This is a genomic window from Thioclava sp. F36-7, assembly GCF_002020075.1.
GTDB lineage: Bacteria > Pseudomonadota > Alphaproteobacteria > Rhodobacterales > Rhodobacteraceae > Thioclava > Thioclava sediminum.
Genome location: NZ_MPZR01000004.1, coordinates 1 through 14252, shown reverse-complemented (window position 1 = coordinate 14252; position 14252 = coordinate 1). Strand labels below are relative to the sequence as shown.

The following is a 14252-nucleotide window of genomic DNA, read 5'->3' as shown; positions in this document are numbered from 1 at the left end:
CTCGGGATTGCCGGAGAAATGCGCCGCGATCGATTCATGTTCCAAAACTTGAATATGTAGGCAGGACATCGCTCATAAACGATGCGTGAGGATGATGACCGTTTCAGGTGTTCAGGAGCGGCGCGTGCCGGGAAGGCCAGCGCGGGCGTCGGGAAGGTTTAGCGTCACACGCAGCCCGGTCTCCGCATTCGCGATGCTCAGCGTGCCGCCGACGGCCTGCGCGATCTCGGCGCTGATCGACAGTCCCAAGCCATGGCCGCTTTCATCGGCGCGCGCACCGCGTTTCTGAAGATGTTCGATGCGGTCCGCCGAGATGCCGGGGCCGTCGTCCTGCACCTCGATCGCGATCGCCGCGTCGCGGCGGCTGGCGCGGATCGTGACCTGCGATGTGGCGTGTCGGCTGGCATTCTCGATCAACGCGCCCAAGGCTTCGGCAAGATCACTGGCGTCGAGCGTCACCTGCAGATCCTCGGGCACCGCGATGTCCCAATCCACCGCGCTGCCCGTGGGCGTGCGCCGGACGACCGAGACGATCTGCTGCACGACAGGAGCCACCGTGGCCTTGTCTTTCACCACGCGCCCCGCGAGGCGCGAGCGGGTCAGCTCGCGGTCGACATGGCGGCGCATCGCTTCGGCAATTTCCTCGATGGCGGCGGCAGGCTCGGTCTGGCCGGTCTGGCGCAGCCGGTCGGCCTCGCCCATCAGCGCCTGCAGAGGGGTCTTGAACCCATGCGCGAGATCGGCGGCGCGGTGGCGCGCGCGGTCGAGCTCGGCCTCGCGAGCGTCGATCAGCGCGTCGACTTCATTCGCGAGGGGCTGCACCTCTTTCGGAAAATCGCTCCCGAGGCGGCGCTGTTCGCCCGAGCGCACGGCGAGCACGCGGCGCCCGACTTCCGACAGGGGCCGCAGGCCGAAGAACAGTTGAACCCATCCGGCGACGATCAGGGCGGCTGCGAGGATCGCGTTATAGGGCAGAAGTTCTTTCAGAAAATCGCTGCGCGCCTGATCCAGATCGACCGTCGTCAGCGCGACCGCCGCGCGCACTTGGCTCCCGCCCAGCGAAGGCGGCAGAGTCACGCTGCGCTCCAGCGTCAGAAGGGTGTCGCCTGTTTGGTCGGGGAGACGATGCACGTGGATATGCCCGTCGGGCAGCTCATCGGGCGGCAGGGGCAGCGCGTAATCCCAAAGCGAGCGCGACCGCAGCAGCGTGTCGCCGAGGTCGATCTGCCAATAAAGCCCGCTGAGAGGTTGATCGAACCGCGGATCGGCGGGCGGCGTTTGCAGCGCCAGCCTCCCGTCGGCATCGCGCCCGAGCCCCGCCACGACCTGATCGAGCTGCACCGACAGTTCGGCCTCGGCCCGGCGCTGAACATGGGCGGCGAACAGCGCCGTCAGCGCCGCGGAGGCAATCGCCAGCGCCAGCACCACCGCCAGTGCGCCGCCAAGCGCGAGCCGGAGGCGCAGCGACAACCGCATCACGCGTCGCCGCCTTCGAGGAAATAGCCAAAGCCGCGCCGCGTGCCGATCACGCCGGGGCCGAGTTTGCGGCGCAGCCGCGCGACGAGCGCTTCGAGCGCATTGGCCTCGCGCGAGTCGTCATCGCCGTAGAGATGTTCGAGCAGTTCGGTCGGCGGCACGACCCGGTCGCGATGCAGCATCAGGTAGGAGAGCAGCCGGAATTCCAGCGCCGTCGCCGCGATCGGCACGCCGCGGATCGACACGCTCATCCGGTTCGCGTCGAGCGTCAACTCGCCCACGCTCTGGTTCGACGAGGCCCGTCCCGCCGAGCGCCGGATCAGGGCCCGCGCACGGGCGACCAGCTCTTCCATGCGGAACGGTTTGGGCAGGTAGTCGTCGGCGCCTGCGTCGATGCCTTCGACCCGCTCGGTCCAGGCGCCGCGCGCGGTCAGCACCAGCACCGGCATCTCGCGATCATTGGCGCGCCATTTCTTGAGGATGCTCAGCCCGTCCATCTTCGGCAGGCCCAGATCGAGAATGACGAGGTCGTAATCTTCGGTATCGCCCAGAAACCACGCATCAAGCCCGTCCGCGCAGGTCTCGACGAGAAATCCCGCCGCCTCGAGCGCAGCCTTGAGATCCGCCGCGATCCTCTGGTCGTCCTCGACCGCCAATACGCGCATTACTTGTCCTCGTCGCGCTCGCTGTCTTCGGGACCACCAATCGGCAAACCGGTCGCCGCGTCAACCTCAAGCTCGATAATCCGGCCTTCCGGGGTGATCAGCTTGAGCTCGTAGACATAGTGACCGTCATCCGATTCGAGATCCAGCTTGATGACGCGGCCGCCGAAACGGTTGCGCACACTGCCGAGGATTTTCGACAGCGGAAGGATTTCCTCGCGCTCGACCGCGCTGCGCGCCCGGTCGTGATCCGAGCTGCCTCGGCCCGAGCCGCCGCCGCCTCCCGCACGATCGGCGAGGGCGGGCGTGGCCATGGCCAGCGAAAGAAGGAGGAGGGTCGTGAGCGTTTTCATGCGGCCTTCCTAGCGCAAACAAGCTGACAGAACGCTGACAAAACCCGTCAGCACGGCGTCAGAGTGAATCTGCCAATGTCGTCTCATCCGGGCAACTCGCCCCTATCCGATCACAGGAGTTAAAGATGAAACGCACTCTTCTCTTCACCGCCGCCCTCGGTGCCGCTGTCGGCGCATTCAGCCTCGGTGCCGCACAGGCGCAGGGTCCTGGTGGCAATGGGAATGGCGGCGGCGGGCAGTCGGGCGGTCAGGTCATGCTGCCGCAGAAGAATGCCACGCAGACCAAGTCCCAGAACCGCGAGACCTACGAATACCGGAACGAATATCGCAACTCGTATCGCAATGGCGAGTCCGAGGGCGAATATGGCATGCCGTCGAACTACCGCGAGGAAGTTCGCAACATGAATCAGGCGCGCGAGCAGTGGAAGAAGATGGACGAGGTCGCCAGCGACCTGCGTGCCGAGGGCTACCAGATCAGCAAGATGGAGATGGAGCGCTACAGCTACGAAGCCAAGGTCCGCGATCGCGACGGTCGTCGGCTTGAGCTGAAGCTCGACCCGGTGTCGGGCGAGATCATCGGCTCCGAGCTGGACTGATGAGCGAAGGAGCGGCCAGGCGGGTCTGAGGCCCTTTCGTCCGCTTCGGATACTGCGGGCTGGTGGCGAGATTCGCCACCGCCCACCTGACACTCGATTTGAGTGTCCTACATTTGGGAGGCGTGCACCTCGCGGGCCACTCCCATCCCGAACACCTCGCGAGAGCCATGGTCACCGGCCGCAAACACGCCTGACCTGAGCCGCGGGGTATCGAGCGAGCTTTGTTGTGCCGTCCCCACACCCCTCACAAAGCTCGCTCGATTATTCTCCAAAGCTCCGAAATGGCGAATATCCGAACGCCGCTATCTGCTGGCCCGCCGCTCGGGCCTGCCCGCACCTTGGACATGGACGCAGTTGCGGGGCGCCCTCCGGTTGACCCGCACTGGACTTCTGTGTCAGGCACGCGACCTTTCATGAGGACCCTCGGCGCACGTGCCGGGCCCAGCCGAAGGAAGGACATATGGCACTTACCCTGCGCCGCAACCGCGACCGCGATCTGGCACCCTTGGCAGCAATGCTGTCGGACGCCGAAATCCCGCTGCTCAATCCCAATGCGAAAGTCCCTTTCGACGAGATGGAATGGCATCAGAAGTGGCTCGGAGACCGCGAAGATGTCTCCTTCTACCTGCAGGATGCCGCGGGGCGAGATGTGGGTTTCTTCGCGCTGCGTGAGGGTGTCGGGCCGGAAGTGCGGCATCTCACCTATGTCTATCTCATCGAAGAGGCACGCGGTGGCGCCGCTGCGGAGCTTACGAGCCATGTGGAGCAGGCGGCGCGCGACCTCGGGGCGCTGACCCTGACCTTGAAGGTGGAAGTCGACAACGCGCCAGCCCACAACGCCTATCTCTCGGCTGGCTATGAGGAGCTGTCGCGGCGGCAGGGCATGGCCACGATGCGGCTGGATCTGGAGGAGCGGCACGCCGAGTGAGCGGGCCCTCTGGTCGCAGTTTTGGGCCGCGGTCGTGAAGATCGCCTTCGTCTCCCGCGATGCACCCTGCGGCTTCGGCAATTGCCGTCGCTCTCTGCGAGGGCGTTCGCGTGCGGCGAAATTCGTGCTATTCGGAGCGCTACCTGACCGCCCCGAGGGTTTTCCGAAATGGACAAGCTTTCCGTCATGCAAGCCTTCCGCCGCATTGTCGAGCGCGGCAGTTTCGCGCGCGCGGCGGAGGATCTCGGGGTGTCGCCCGCGCTTTTGAGCCGCGAGATCAAGCTGCTGGAAGAAAGCCTCGGGAGTTCGCTGCTGACACGCACGACGCGCTCGATGTCTCTGACCGATGCCGGGCGTCTTTACTATGACGAGGCGAGCGGTATCCTCGACGCGGTGACCTCGGTCGAGACACGTATCCGCGACGGGGCGGGGGCGGTGCGCGGGCATCTGAAAGTGAACGCCTCGAGCTCTTTCGGGCAGACGGTGATTTCCCCGATTCTGCCGGAGTTTCTGGAGGCGCATCCTGATCTGCGGCTGTCGCTCTCGCTCGATGACCGAGTTGTCGACATGGTGGAGGGCGGCTTCGATGTCTCGATCCGCATCCGACCGGCGATGCCGGACTCGGCTCTGGTCGCGCGCAAGATCGGCACCATGCGGCAGCGCATCTTCGCCGCGCCTGCCTATCTTGCCCGAGCTGGGACGCCCGAAGGGCCGGAGGATATCGCGGGGCATAGGGTCATCGGCTTCCTGCTGGCCGACCATCTGACGAAATGGGCGCTGCACGGGCCGTCCGGGGCCACCACGCTAGATCTCGATCCCGCCATTCGCGTGGGCAACAGTCTCGTGCTGCGCGACCTGCTGATCGCGGGGCAAGGCATCGGCACCTTGCCGGATTTCGTCTCGAACGAGCCAGAGAGGCGCGGCGATCTGGTGCGCGTCCTGCCCGAGTGGGAACTGCCCGCGCCGGAGATTTTCGCCGTGACCGCCTCGCGGCTGGGCATGGATGCGAAAGTGACGGCGTTTCTCGATCACCTGCGGGCGGCGATGGCGCCCTGACATTCTTCAACCGGCGTAAAGAGTGATTTGCGCATCGGCCGCTTATTCCCAAGCGGCTGATCCGCGATCTTCTCAGGCAACGAAACCCATGCCCTGAGAGGATCAAATGACCCGCGTTCTCGTTCTCTATTACTCCAGCTACGGCCATGTCCGTGCGCTCGCCCAAGCCGAGGCGGAGGGCGCACGCAGCGTGCCCGGCACGCATGTCGATCTGCGCCGCGTTCCCGAAACCCTGCCTGACGACATCCGGCAGAAGGCTGGCTTCGCCGCAGACGATACGCCCGTCGCCAGCCCCGCCGATCTCGAAGCCTATGATGCGATCATCTTCGGCACGCCCACGCTGTTCGGGATGATGGCCGGGCAGATGAAGTCCTTCCTCGATCAGGCGGGCGGGCTCTGGGCGCGCAATGCGCTGGTCGGCAAGGTTGCCGCCGTGTTCACCTCGACTGGCTCGCAGCATGGCGGGCACGAGGCGACGCTGCTTTCGACGCAGATTCCGCTGCAGCATTTCGGGATGCTCATCGCCGGGATGCCCTACACTTTCGCCGATCAGACGCGGGCCGACGGGATCGTCGGCGGAGCGCCCTACGGCGCTGGCACGATCGCCGGGGCGGACGGGTCGCGGACACCGACCGAAACCGATCTCTCGGGCGCACGCTTCCAAGGCGCTCATGTCGCGCGCATCGCGGCGCGGTTGGCAGGAGCCGCTCTGAACGAGGAGGCCGCGTGATGCCCAAGCTCACCATCGATTTCTTTCACGACGTCGTCTGCTGCTGGTGTTTCAACATCTCGTCGCGGATGCGCAGCCTCGCCGCCGAGTTCGATCTCGACATTCGGCATCGCACCTTCGTCCTGCAAGCCGATCGTGCCGAAATGGCCACGCGCTGGGGCTCCCCCGAAGCCGCGCGCGAGACCATCCTCGGGCATTGGGCGGTCTGCAGAGAGGTCAGCGACCGGCCAGAGCTTGTCGATATCGAGGCCATGCGAGCCGCGCCGTTCGACTATCCCCACGGGATGACCGCCGCGCTCGGATGCAAGGCCGCAGAGGCGCTGGGCGGGCAGGACGCCCATTGGGAGATGTTCGACCGGCTGCAGCGCGCGCATCTCACCGAGGCCCGGAACATCGCCGATCCGGTCATCGTGCGCGACGTCGCACGAAGTCTCGGGTTCGAGGCGGCGGCCTTCGCAGAGGCGTTCGACGATCCGGCCACGGCGGAGGCTGTCGAAGCCGATCGTCAACGCGCCCGTGCCCTTCAGGTGCGCTCCATCCCCGCGCTGATCGTCCGGGAAACCGGTGCGCGGCTCGTGAACGGGACGCGTGAAGACCTCGCGGCACAGCTGCGCAGCTCGCTGAAACTCGTCGCCTGAGGAATGCCCCTGATGAAGATCCGTTTGTTGTTCCGTGGTCTCCGGCATCGGCGCTTCCATCCGCGACGTGTGCCGCGCGATCTCTCGCCCCATCTGATGCGCGATATCGGGCTCGAGCCTTGGCCCGAGCGCCCCTGTCTTTCTCCTCGCCACTTCCGCTGAGCGACCCGACCGAAGGCGCCAAAGGCACCTTCACGCGGTCCGCCGATACCGCCCGCGAAAGCCCGGTCTTCTCCCTGAATACGAGTCACCCAATGTCACGCACCACCGATATTCTTCTTACGGCGCTCGCCCCGGCTATCTGGGGGAGCACCTATCTCGTCACCACCGAGGCGCTGCCCGCTGGCTACCCCATCACGCTTGCGGCCCTGCGCGCCTTGCCTGCGGGGCTGTTGCTGGTCGCGTTCACGCGGTCGCTGCCGCCGCGTGCATGGCTTGGCCGCACTTTCCTCCTTGGCAGTCTGAACTTCGCCCTGTTCTGGAGCCTTCTCTTCGTGGCGGCCTATCGTTTGCCCGGCGGGGTCGCGGCGACGCTCGGCTCGCTTCAGGCGATGATGGTCATCCTCATGGCGCGCGGCTGGCTTGGCACGCCGGTGCGCGCCGGGGCCGTCACCGCTGCGGCGACGGGCGTTCTGGGTGTCGCGCTTCTGCTGCTGGGGCCCGAGGCCGCGCTCGATCCCGTGGGTGTTATCGCCGGTATTGGCGGGGCCGCGTCGATGGCGGCGGGCACCGTGCTGAGCCGCAAATGGCAGCCGCCTGTCTCGGCGCTGAGTTTCACCGGCTGGCAACTGACGGCGGGCGGGCTGGTTCTGCTGCCGCTGGCTTTGATCGTCGATCCGTCGCTGCCGCCGCTGACCGCGCTGAACCTGTCAGGTCTGATCTGGCTTGGCCTGATCGGGGCGGGCGCGACCTATGCGATCTGGTTCCGGGGCATTGCCCGTCTCGAGCCCGGCGCGGTCTCGATGCTGGGGATGATGAGCCCGGTCACGGCGGTCACCCTCGGCTGGCTCTGGCTGGGGCAGGGCCTGTCGTTGCTCCAGATGAGCGGCGCGGCTATCGTTCTAATCTCGGTTTGGGCCGGGCAGCGCGCGAACCGTCCGCATGCGCCGGGCACCTTCAGACCCACGGTCGTGGCGCAATCGAGAGCGGTCTGACAGGCAATCAATGGAGGACTTCCGCGTGGCCCAACTTTCCCTGACGGACGACCTGATCCGAAAGTCGCGCCTCGCTGGGCTGCTATATCTCATCATCATCGTCATGGGGCTCGGCGCGGAGCTTGGCCTTCGCGCTCCGCTTATCGACCTTTCGGATGTCGCGGGCACGGCCTCGGCGATACTGGCGGCGCCGGGCCAGTTCCGGCTGGCGATCATCGCCGATCTGGTGATGGCGCTGAGCGATGCGGGCCTTGCCGTCTTGCTTTATCTGATTTTCCGCAGCATCGCTCCGGGTCTTGCCCTGTCGGCGATGGTGTTCCGGCTGGTTCAGGCCGTCCTCATCGCGGCAAATCTGATGGCCTTGCAGACGGCTTGGCTGCTCCTGTCAAACGCAAATGATGTGGCCGACGCCCAGTCGCTGGCGCTGATCTTTCTCGACCTGCATGGCCATGGCTACGATCTCGGGTTGGTCTTCTTCGGTGTGAACAGCCTGATGATGGGCGTTCTCGTCTGGCGCTCGGGCCTCTTCGCGAAAGCTTTCGGGGTGGGGCTCGCGCTGGCCGGTCTGGTCTATCTGATCGGCAGCGGGATCCGGTTTCTCGCCCCCGACCTCTCGGCGGCTTTTGCCCCGGCATATGGGGTGACGATCCTCGCAGAGACTGCGTTCTGCCTCAGGCTACTGTTTCCGCCGCGCCGACACGGGCGGAGCGTGAGCTGACCATGGTTTGGCCCTGCGACTGTCGGTGCATCGGAATCCGAAGCGGCCCGGATCGGATCGGGGCCACTTCGGCGATGCATCATCAGGACCAGGGGGTCACGAGGTATTTCTCGCCGGTCTTCATCTTCCGGTAGTCGGTCACGGCTTCCTTCGTCAGCATCTCGTCGAGATTGACGCGCGTCTTGTAATGGCTGGCGAAGGTGGTGGTGAGATTGTCGCGCACGCGCTTGCGCATGCGGCCGACGGTTTCTTGCCCCGCCGCTTGCAGGAACGGGAACAGCAGCCAGCCTGACAGCGTCCAGCCGAAACCGTAGCTCGGGGAAAGCGTCGTCGGGCCGGTGTCGAGCCGCCCGTAGATGAACATCCGCTTGGGCTGGTTCGAGCCGTAGCGCGAATATTCCGTCATCCGGCTCACCGCGACCTGTTCCATCGCCTTGAAGGCGTTGTCGACCGCGTGGCCGCCGCCGATCGGATCGAAGCCGTAGAAGGCGCCGGTGTCGTCGATCGCGGCGCTGAGTTGCTCCATGAAGTCATCCTGCGAGGAGTTCACGACATGGGTCGAGCCGATCTTCTCGAGCAGATCGACCTGATCGTCCTTGCGCACGATATTGACCAGACCGAGCCCGTCCTCCTGACAGATGCGGGTCAGCATCTGGCCGAGGTTCGACGCCCCCACCGTGTGCAGGATCGCGTCCTGCTTATCCATCTTGGCGTTCTCGGCGAACCCCAGCGCGGTCATCGGATTGACGAAGGCGCTCGCGCCCTGCTCGGAGGAATGATCGCCTAGCGGCAGGCACATCTGCGCGTCGGCGATGCAATATTGGCTGTAAGCGTTGCCCGGCACGCAGGACACGCGTTGTCCCATCAGCGCCTTGGCCGCGTCGCTGTCACCGGTCGCGACCACCGTGCCCGCGCCCTCGTTGCCCGCAGGCAGCTTGAGGCCGTGCCGCGCTTTCGAACCCGCGTTGAACGGCTCGGGCATCTTGGCCACGAATTTGCCGGGGGAATATTCCGCGTTCTCCATATCCGCCGCGCCGACGAGTATGGCGAGGTCCGACGGATTGATCGGAGCCGCCTCCATCTTCACGAGGACTTGGTTGCCGGTCGGATCGGGGCAGTCCACGTCCTCGATCGCGACGGTGAGCGTACCGTCTGCCTCCAGCGTCGTGAACAGTTGCTTGCCAGTGGTCGCCATGTCGATCTCCAGATTTGAATGTCGTCGGGAAGAGGTTGGTTCACGCACGGGGGTTTCCGAGGGCGCGCTTGCATTGCCAGATAGAGCGCCCTGCGTCCGAGGCGACCGCAAAGCGTGCAGCGACAAGGCGCGCGGCTACGTTCCGCTGCGTCTTTTCCGGGGTCTTCAAATGCTTGGCCCCGGGTGAGAGCGACAAGGCCGGGCTTGGGACAAGTTTTCGTGGTCAGCAGTGACCGTTTCGCGGGCCGAAAGACGCCGCGTTACCGTCGGCGGCGCTGGAACTCCTCCACTGCGGTGCAAGTTTCCCCGGTGAAATCGAAGGAGTTCTCATGTCCACGATCACCACCACCAACCCTGCGACGGGCGGGACGATCCAGACCTATCCGCTGATGTCCGAGCAGGAGGCCGTCGAGAAACTCGAGGCCGCGCAGTCCGCTTTTCTGGAGTGGCGCAAGATGTCCCATTCCGAACGCGCGCCCTACCTGACCAAGATCGCCGAGAAACTTCGCGAGAATGCGGAGGAGCTGGCCGCGCTGATGACGCGCGAGACTGGAAAGCTGTTGAAGGACGGCAAGGCCGAGGTCGAGATCTGCGCCGCGATCTTTGAATATACCGCGAAGACCGGGCCCGACGCGCTCGCCGACGAGGAACGCACCCACGGCGCTAACGGATCGCGTGGTGTCGTCACCTATCAGCCGATCGGCGTGATCTACTCGATCCAGCCGTGGAACTTCCCGCTCTATCAGCCGGTGCGCGTATTGGCGGCGAACCTGATGGCGGGCAACGCCTGCGTGCTCAAACATGCGAGCATCTGCACCGGCTCCGGGCTGCGCCTGCGGGAACTGTGCATCGAAGCTGGGCTGCCGGAGGATCTGTTCCAGGTCATCCTGATCGACCACGAGACCAGCGACAATCTGATCGAGCATCCGCTCGTGCGCGGTGTGACCCTGACCGGCAGCGACGGCGCAGGTCGGCATGTGGGCAGCGTGGCGTCGAAGGCGCTGAAGAAGACCGTGCTGGAGCTGGGATCGAACGATGCCTATCTCGTGCTGGAAGATGCCGATATCGAAACGGCGGTGAAATTCTCGCTGATGGGGCGGCTGTATAACAACGGCGAGACCTGTGTGTCGGCGAAGCGGTTCGTCGTGGCGGACAAGGTCTATGACGCCTTCGTCGAGGCCTTCGTCGAGCAGATGAAGGCGGTGAAGATGGGCGATCCCACGAAAGACGACACCCAGCTTGGTCCGCTGTCCAGCGAGGATCAGTTCGAAACCGTGAAGGAGCAGGTCGAGCAGAGCCTCGCCAAGGGTGCAAAGGCTCTTTGCGGTGGCGAGGCCCCGGGCGGCACCGGCGCCTATTACCCCGCGACGGTGCTGGTCGACGTGGTCCCCGGCATGCCCGCCTATGATGACGAAATCTTCGGTCCCGTCGCTGCGGTGATCCGCGCCAAGGATGACGAGGATGCGATGCGCATCGCCAATGATAGCCGCTATGGCCTTGGCGGCGGGATCTTCAGCAAGGATGAAGACCGCGCCCTCAAACTCGCCCGCGATCACTTCGACACCGGGATGGTCCGGATCAACTCCTTCGGGACCGCCGATCCGAACATGCCCTTCGGCGGGGTGAAGGATTCCGGTTACGGGCGAGAGCATGGCGGCTTCGGCATGAAGGAATTCGTCAACGCCAAGGCGGTGTTCCTGCCATGATCACGCTTCACGCTCTGCACTATTCCCGCGCGACCCGGGTGCTGTGGCTGCTCGCCGATCTTGGCGAGCCTTGCCACCGGGTCGATTATCAGCGCACCGAGAATTTTCGCGCGCCGGAGGCCCTGTCCCGGGTTCACCCCTTGGGCAAGTCTCCGGTGATCGAGGACGGCAATCGGATACTCGCGGAGTCCGCGACGATCCTTCGCTACCTCGTCGCGAAATACGGCGACGAGACCCACACACCGCCGCGGGGCACTCCGGAATTCTGGCAGCACGAGGAGCTCCTCGATTACGTCGAGAGCTCCTTCGCCGAGGTCGTGCTGCAAGCGATTTTGCCAGCCTTTCGCGACAAGCCGGTCCCCGCTCAGGCGCAGGCGGCGCTTGATGCCCATCTCAATTTCATCGCACGGGCGATCGGTACGGGGCCTCTGCTGTTCGGCGACAAGGCGATGCTGGCCGATATCCAGATGTCCTATGTCATTGCCTTGTTGGCGCGGTTCGACCTGCTCGCGGATCATCCGAAGGTCGCGGCCTATTGGGCGGCGCTGCGAGCGCAGCCGGGATACATCGCGGCGACGGAAGCCGCCGGCCCGATGGCGCCTCCCGGGTGAGAGCCGTCGCGGATTTCGCTGCGGTGACTCGGGCTTGAAAGGCCGGATCGATCTGGTCAACCCGCCGGCCCGAGCGCCCGCGGAATGCCCGCTTGCAGACCCTGACATTCTTGTAGAGGTCTTCTTTACCGCATCCATCGGGTTGCGGTGACGACTGGCGGAGCAGGAGACAGCTATGCAGCAATTGACAGCCTTTGGACCGGATTTCCCCTTTTCCTATGAGGACTGGATCAGTCATCCCGCGGGTCTCGGCACTATTCCCAAAGACATGCTTGGCGCGCCTGTCGCCATCATCGGCGCCGGAGCGGCCGGGGTGATCGCGGCCTACGAATTGATGAAGCTGGGACTGCGGCCCGTTGTCTACGAGTCCTCTCAGTTCGGCGGGCGGCTACGTTCGCAGAGTTTCGAAGGAACGAATGGGGTCGTGGCGGAGCTTGGCGGGATGCGCTTCCCCGTCTCCTCGCGTGGGTTCTACCACTATGTCGATCTCGTCGGATGCGAGAGCCGACCCTTTCCCAACCCGCTGACGCCCGCCGCCGGGTCGACCGTCATCGAGCTCGAAGGCCAACGGCATTTCGCCCGCAGCCTCGAGGACCTGCCCGAGCAATACCATCAGATTGCAGAGGCCTATGACGAAGCGCTGCGCAGTCAGGCGGCTTTTCCCGACCTGCAAGCCGCGGTGCGCGCCAAGGACATTGAGGCCATCAAGGCGATCTGGGATCCGCTCGTCCAAGACTGGGATGAGCGCACCTTCTACGATTTCGTGGCCCATTCCGACGCGTTTCAGAAGCTCGATTTCTCGCACCGGGAGATTTTCGGTCAGGTCGGCTTCGGCACTGGCGGCTGGGACTCTGATTTCCCGAACTCGATGCTGGAAATCCTGCGGGTGAATCTGCTCGGGCTCGACGACGATCAGCGCTACATCGTGGGCGGGGTGGAAACTGTCCTGCATCGCCTCTGGAACGCGGCGCCTGCCTGCGCGCCTTGGCCGGAGGGTACGACGCTCGCGAGCCTGCATGGCGGTGCGACGCGCAGCCGGGCGACCGCCCTGAGCCGCGCAGGCGAGATGATCCGGCTTCGCGACCAATGGGGCAACGAGGACGACTATGCGGCGGTGCTGGCGACGTGCCAGACGCACCTGCTGACGACGGCGATCGAGACCGAAGAGGATCTGTTCGATCAGAAGATGTGGATGGCGCTCGACCGGACCCGCTACATGCAGGCCGCGAAAACCTTCGTCATGACCGACCGACCGTTCTGGAACGACATCGATCCGGAAACCGGCGAGCCGCTGATGTCGATGACGCTGACCGACCGGCTGACGCGCGGCACCTATTTCTTCGACAACGGGCCCGACCACCCCGGTGTGATTTGTCTCAGCTACGCTTGGATGAGCGACGCGCTCAAGGTGCTGCCGCTCAGTGCGGAGCGCCGGGTCGAGCTGTCGCTGCAGGCGCTAGGGAAAATCTACCCCGGCGTCGACATTGCCTCGCATATCCGCGGCCAGCCGATCTGCGTGAGCTGGGAGGCGGATGAAAACTTCCTCGGGGCCTTCAAGGGCGCCCTGCCGGGTCACTATCGCTACAACCACCGCATCTACGGCCACTTCATGCAGCAAGACATGGCCGAGAGCCAGAAGGGCGTCTTCCTCGCCGGTGATGGTGTGAGCTGGACCCCCGCCTGGGTCGAAGGTGCGGTGCAGACGTCGCTCAATGCGGTGTGGGGGATCATGACGCATCTCGGAGGACGCAGCCCCGCGGCAAACCCCGGTCCCGGCGACCTCTATCCCGAGCGCGGGCCGATCAGGCTGGCCGATTGACCCAAACGGCGCGCGCGGCAGGAATGTCATGCCGCGCGTGGGTCAGGTGTCCTGCCCTCAGGAGGAGGCCGCCCCAAGGGATGCATGCCGACCAATAGGCCCTGAGCCTAGTCTTGGCTCGGCGTCTTCATCGCTTTGATGGCTGTTCGATTCCGTACGTTTCGCTGGTGACTCGGGCGGTTTGGCGTGCTGCCCTTGGGGCATGGTGCTCAGGAGGTTTCGCGGGGGTGGGTGATTTGCGCAAGATTCTTCCCTGCGCTGGTTTGGTGTGAATTGGGTGCATTTGCGGTGGTGTTGAAAACGTAGCGATTTCAGTGGTTTGGTGAGTTCTTTCGAGAAAAGTGACAGTTTTTCGAAAAAGGCACTTGCGACTCCGCGGAGTGATCCGTAAATACCGCCTCACCGAAGCGGCACACACCGCAACGGGGCGCCGGAAGGGATCGCAAGAGACTGAAGGCGAAGGAAATTTTGGAGATACGGTTGGCAGGCGGCGCCCCAAGAGATTGAGGCGAGGCCGGTTGATTTTGTCTCCGCGCTCTTTGACATTGATAGATATCTGAAGAGATATGCGGGCGGTTTGGTCGATGATCGATGCGGACCGGAGCATATC

At 64.7% G+C, this 14252-nt stretch carries 14 protein-coding genes; 10 read left to right on the top strand and 4 right to left on the bottom strand.

Features of this window, described 5'->3' with window-relative positions:
• Nucleotides 1-111 precede the first annotated feature (111 nt).
• The 3 genes from BMI89_RS08035 to BMI89_RS08025 are packed head-to-tail and all read right to left on the bottom strand — an operon-like array spanning nucleotide 112 to nucleotide 2491.
• Nucleotides 112-1476, bottom strand: coding sequence for a HAMP domain-containing sensor histidine kinase (locus BMI89_RS08035; RefSeq protein ID WP_078570534.1), 1365 nt, complete (start codon nucleotides 1474-1476; stop codon nucleotides 112-114).
• Nucleotides 1476-2141: a response regulator transcription factor gene (locus BMI89_RS08030; protein WP_078522772.1), complete on the bottom strand. Its 666-nt coding sequence runs from the start codon at nucleotides 2139-2141 to the stop codon at nucleotides 1476-1478. The genes BMI89_RS08035 and BMI89_RS08030 overlap by 1 nt, the downstream gene beginning before the upstream one ends.
• Nucleotides 2141-2491 (bottom strand): PepSY domain-containing protein, encoded by a 351-nt coding sequence (locus tag BMI89_RS08025; RefSeq protein ID WP_246831992.1) that lies wholly within the window; start codon nucleotides 2489-2491, stop codon nucleotides 2141-2143. Before BMI89_RS08025 ends, BMI89_RS08030 begins: the two co-directional genes overlap by 1 nt.
• A 125-nt stretch (nucleotides 2492-2616) precedes the next feature.
• Between BMI89_RS08025 and BMI89_RS08020 the strand changes: the two genes are divergently transcribed.
• The 7 genes from BMI89_RS08020 (at nucleotide 2617) to BMI89_RS07990 (ending at nucleotide 8311) form a co-directional block, all read left to right on the top strand.
• Nucleotides 2617-3087, top strand: coding sequence for a PepSY domain-containing protein (locus BMI89_RS08020; RefSeq protein ID WP_078522774.1), 471 nt, complete (start codon nucleotides 2617-2619; stop codon nucleotides 3085-3087).
• 460 nt (nucleotides 3088-3547) lie between these two features.
• A complete protein-coding gene (locus BMI89_RS08015) occupies nucleotides 3548-4015 on the top strand; it encodes a GNAT family N-acetyltransferase (protein ID WP_078570533.1) in 468 nt (155 codons plus the stop codon).
• Between the two features lie 168 nt (nucleotides 4016-4183).
• On the top strand, nucleotides 4184-5071 hold the full coding sequence (locus tag BMI89_RS08010) for a LysR family transcriptional regulator (protein WP_078570532.1): 888 nt from the start codon (nucleotides 4184-4186) through the stop codon (nucleotides 5069-5071).
• A 106-nt stretch (nucleotides 5072-5177) separates the two neighbouring features.
• Entirely contained in the window at nucleotides 5178-5801 is a 624-nt protein-coding gene (gene wrbA, locus BMI89_RS08005; RefSeq protein ID WP_078570531.1) for an NAD(P)H:quinone oxidoreductase, read from the top strand.
• On the top strand, nucleotides 5801-6439 hold the full coding sequence (locus tag BMI89_RS08000; protein ID WP_078570530.1) for a DsbA family protein: 639 nt from the start codon (nucleotides 5801-5803) through the stop codon (nucleotides 6437-6439). Before wrbA ends, BMI89_RS08000 begins: the two co-directional genes overlap by 1 nt.
• Nucleotides 6440-6693: 254 nt before the next feature.
• On the top strand, nucleotides 6694-7593 hold the full coding sequence (locus BMI89_RS07995) for an EamA family transporter (RefSeq protein ID WP_078570529.1): 900 nt from the start codon (nucleotides 6694-6696) through the stop codon (nucleotides 7591-7593).
• 25 nt (nucleotides 7594-7618) lie between these two features.
• Complete coding sequence (locus BMI89_RS07990) at nucleotides 7619-8311, top strand: DUF4386 domain-containing protein (RefSeq protein ID WP_246831991.1); 693 nt, start codon at nucleotides 7619-7621, stop codon at nucleotides 8309-8311.
• Nucleotides 8312-8393: 82 nt separating this feature from the next.
• On the opposite strand, the gene BMI89_RS07985 is transcribed toward BMI89_RS07990, so the two are convergent.
• Nucleotides 8394-9506 (bottom strand): zinc-binding dehydrogenase, encoded by a 1113-nt coding sequence (locus BMI89_RS07985; RefSeq protein ID WP_078570527.1) that lies wholly within the window; start codon nucleotides 9504-9506, stop codon nucleotides 8394-8396.
• A 329-nt stretch (nucleotides 9507-9835) separates the two neighbouring features.
• On the opposite strand from BMI89_RS07985, the gene BMI89_RS07980 reads away from it, so the two are divergent.
• From BMI89_RS07980 to BMI89_RS07970, 3 genes are all read left to right on the top strand, one after another.
• Nucleotides 9836-11212, top strand: coding sequence for an NAD-dependent succinate-semialdehyde dehydrogenase (locus BMI89_RS07980; protein WP_078570526.1), 1377 nt, complete (start codon nucleotides 9836-9838; stop codon nucleotides 11210-11212).
• Nucleotides 11209-11823 (top strand): glutathione S-transferase, encoded by a 615-nt coding sequence (locus BMI89_RS07975; protein ID WP_078570525.1) that lies wholly within the window; start codon nucleotides 11209-11211, stop codon nucleotides 11821-11823. The genes BMI89_RS07980 and BMI89_RS07975 overlap by 4 nt, the downstream gene beginning before the upstream one ends.
• Nucleotides 11824-11998: 175 nt before the next feature.
• Nucleotides 11999-13642 carry an NAD(P)/FAD-dependent oxidoreductase gene (locus BMI89_RS07970; RefSeq protein ID WP_078570524.1) on the top strand — a complete coding sequence of 548 codons (1644 nt, stop codon included), beginning with the start codon at nucleotides 11999-12001 and terminating at the stop codon, nucleotides 13640-13642.
• The last annotated feature ends 610 nt before the right edge of the window (nucleotides 13643-14252 follow it).

Excerpts from the sequence above, each read along its gene's own strand:
- BMI89_RS08035 (WP_078570534.1), bottom strand. The coding sequence starts at position 1,476 with ATGCGGTTGTCGCTGCGCCTCCGGCTCGCGCTTGGCGGCGCACTGGCG.
- BMI89_RS08030 (WP_078522772.1), bottom strand. The coding sequence starts at position 2,141 with ATGCGCGTATTGGCGGTCGAGGACGACCAGAGGATCGCGGCGGATCTC.
- BMI89_RS08025 (WP_246831992.1), bottom strand. The coding sequence starts at position 2,491 with ATGAAAACGCTCACGACCCTCCTCCTTCTTTCGCTGGCCATGGCCACG.
- BMI89_RS08020 (WP_078522774.1), top strand. The coding sequence starts at position 2,617 with ATGAAACGCACTCTTCTCTTCACCGCCGCCCTCGGTGCCGCTGTCGGC.
- BMI89_RS08015 (WP_078570533.1), top strand. The coding sequence starts at position 3,548 with ATGGCACTTACCCTGCGCCGCAACCGCGACCGCGATCTGGCACCCTTG.
- BMI89_RS08010 (WP_078570532.1), top strand. The coding sequence starts at position 4,184 with ATGGACAAGCTTTCCGTCATGCAAGCCTTCCGCCGCATTGTCGAGCGC.
- wrbA (WP_078570531.1), top strand. The coding sequence starts at position 5,178 with ATGACCCGCGTTCTCGTTCTCTATTACTCCAGCTACGGCCATGTCCGT.
- BMI89_RS08000 (WP_078570530.1), top strand. The coding sequence starts at position 5,801 with ATGCCCAAGCTCACCATCGATTTCTTTCACGACGTCGTCTGCTGCTGG.
- BMI89_RS07995 (WP_078570529.1), top strand. The coding sequence starts at position 6,694 with ATGTCACGCACCACCGATATTCTTCTTACGGCGCTCGCCCCGGCTATC.
- BMI89_RS07985 (WP_078570527.1), bottom strand. The coding sequence starts at position 9,506 with ATGGCGACCACTGGCAAGCAACTGTTCACGACGCTGGAGGCAGACGGT.
- BMI89_RS07980 (WP_078570526.1), top strand. The coding sequence starts at position 9,836 with ATGTCCACGATCACCACCACCAACCCTGCGACGGGCGGGACGATCCAG.
- BMI89_RS07975 (WP_078570525.1), top strand. The coding sequence starts at position 11,209 with ATGATCACGCTTCACGCTCTGCACTATTCCCGCGCGACCCGGGTGCTG.
- BMI89_RS07970 (WP_078570524.1), top strand. The coding sequence starts at position 11,999 with ATGCAGCAATTGACAGCCTTTGGACCGGATTTCCCCTTTTCCTATGAG.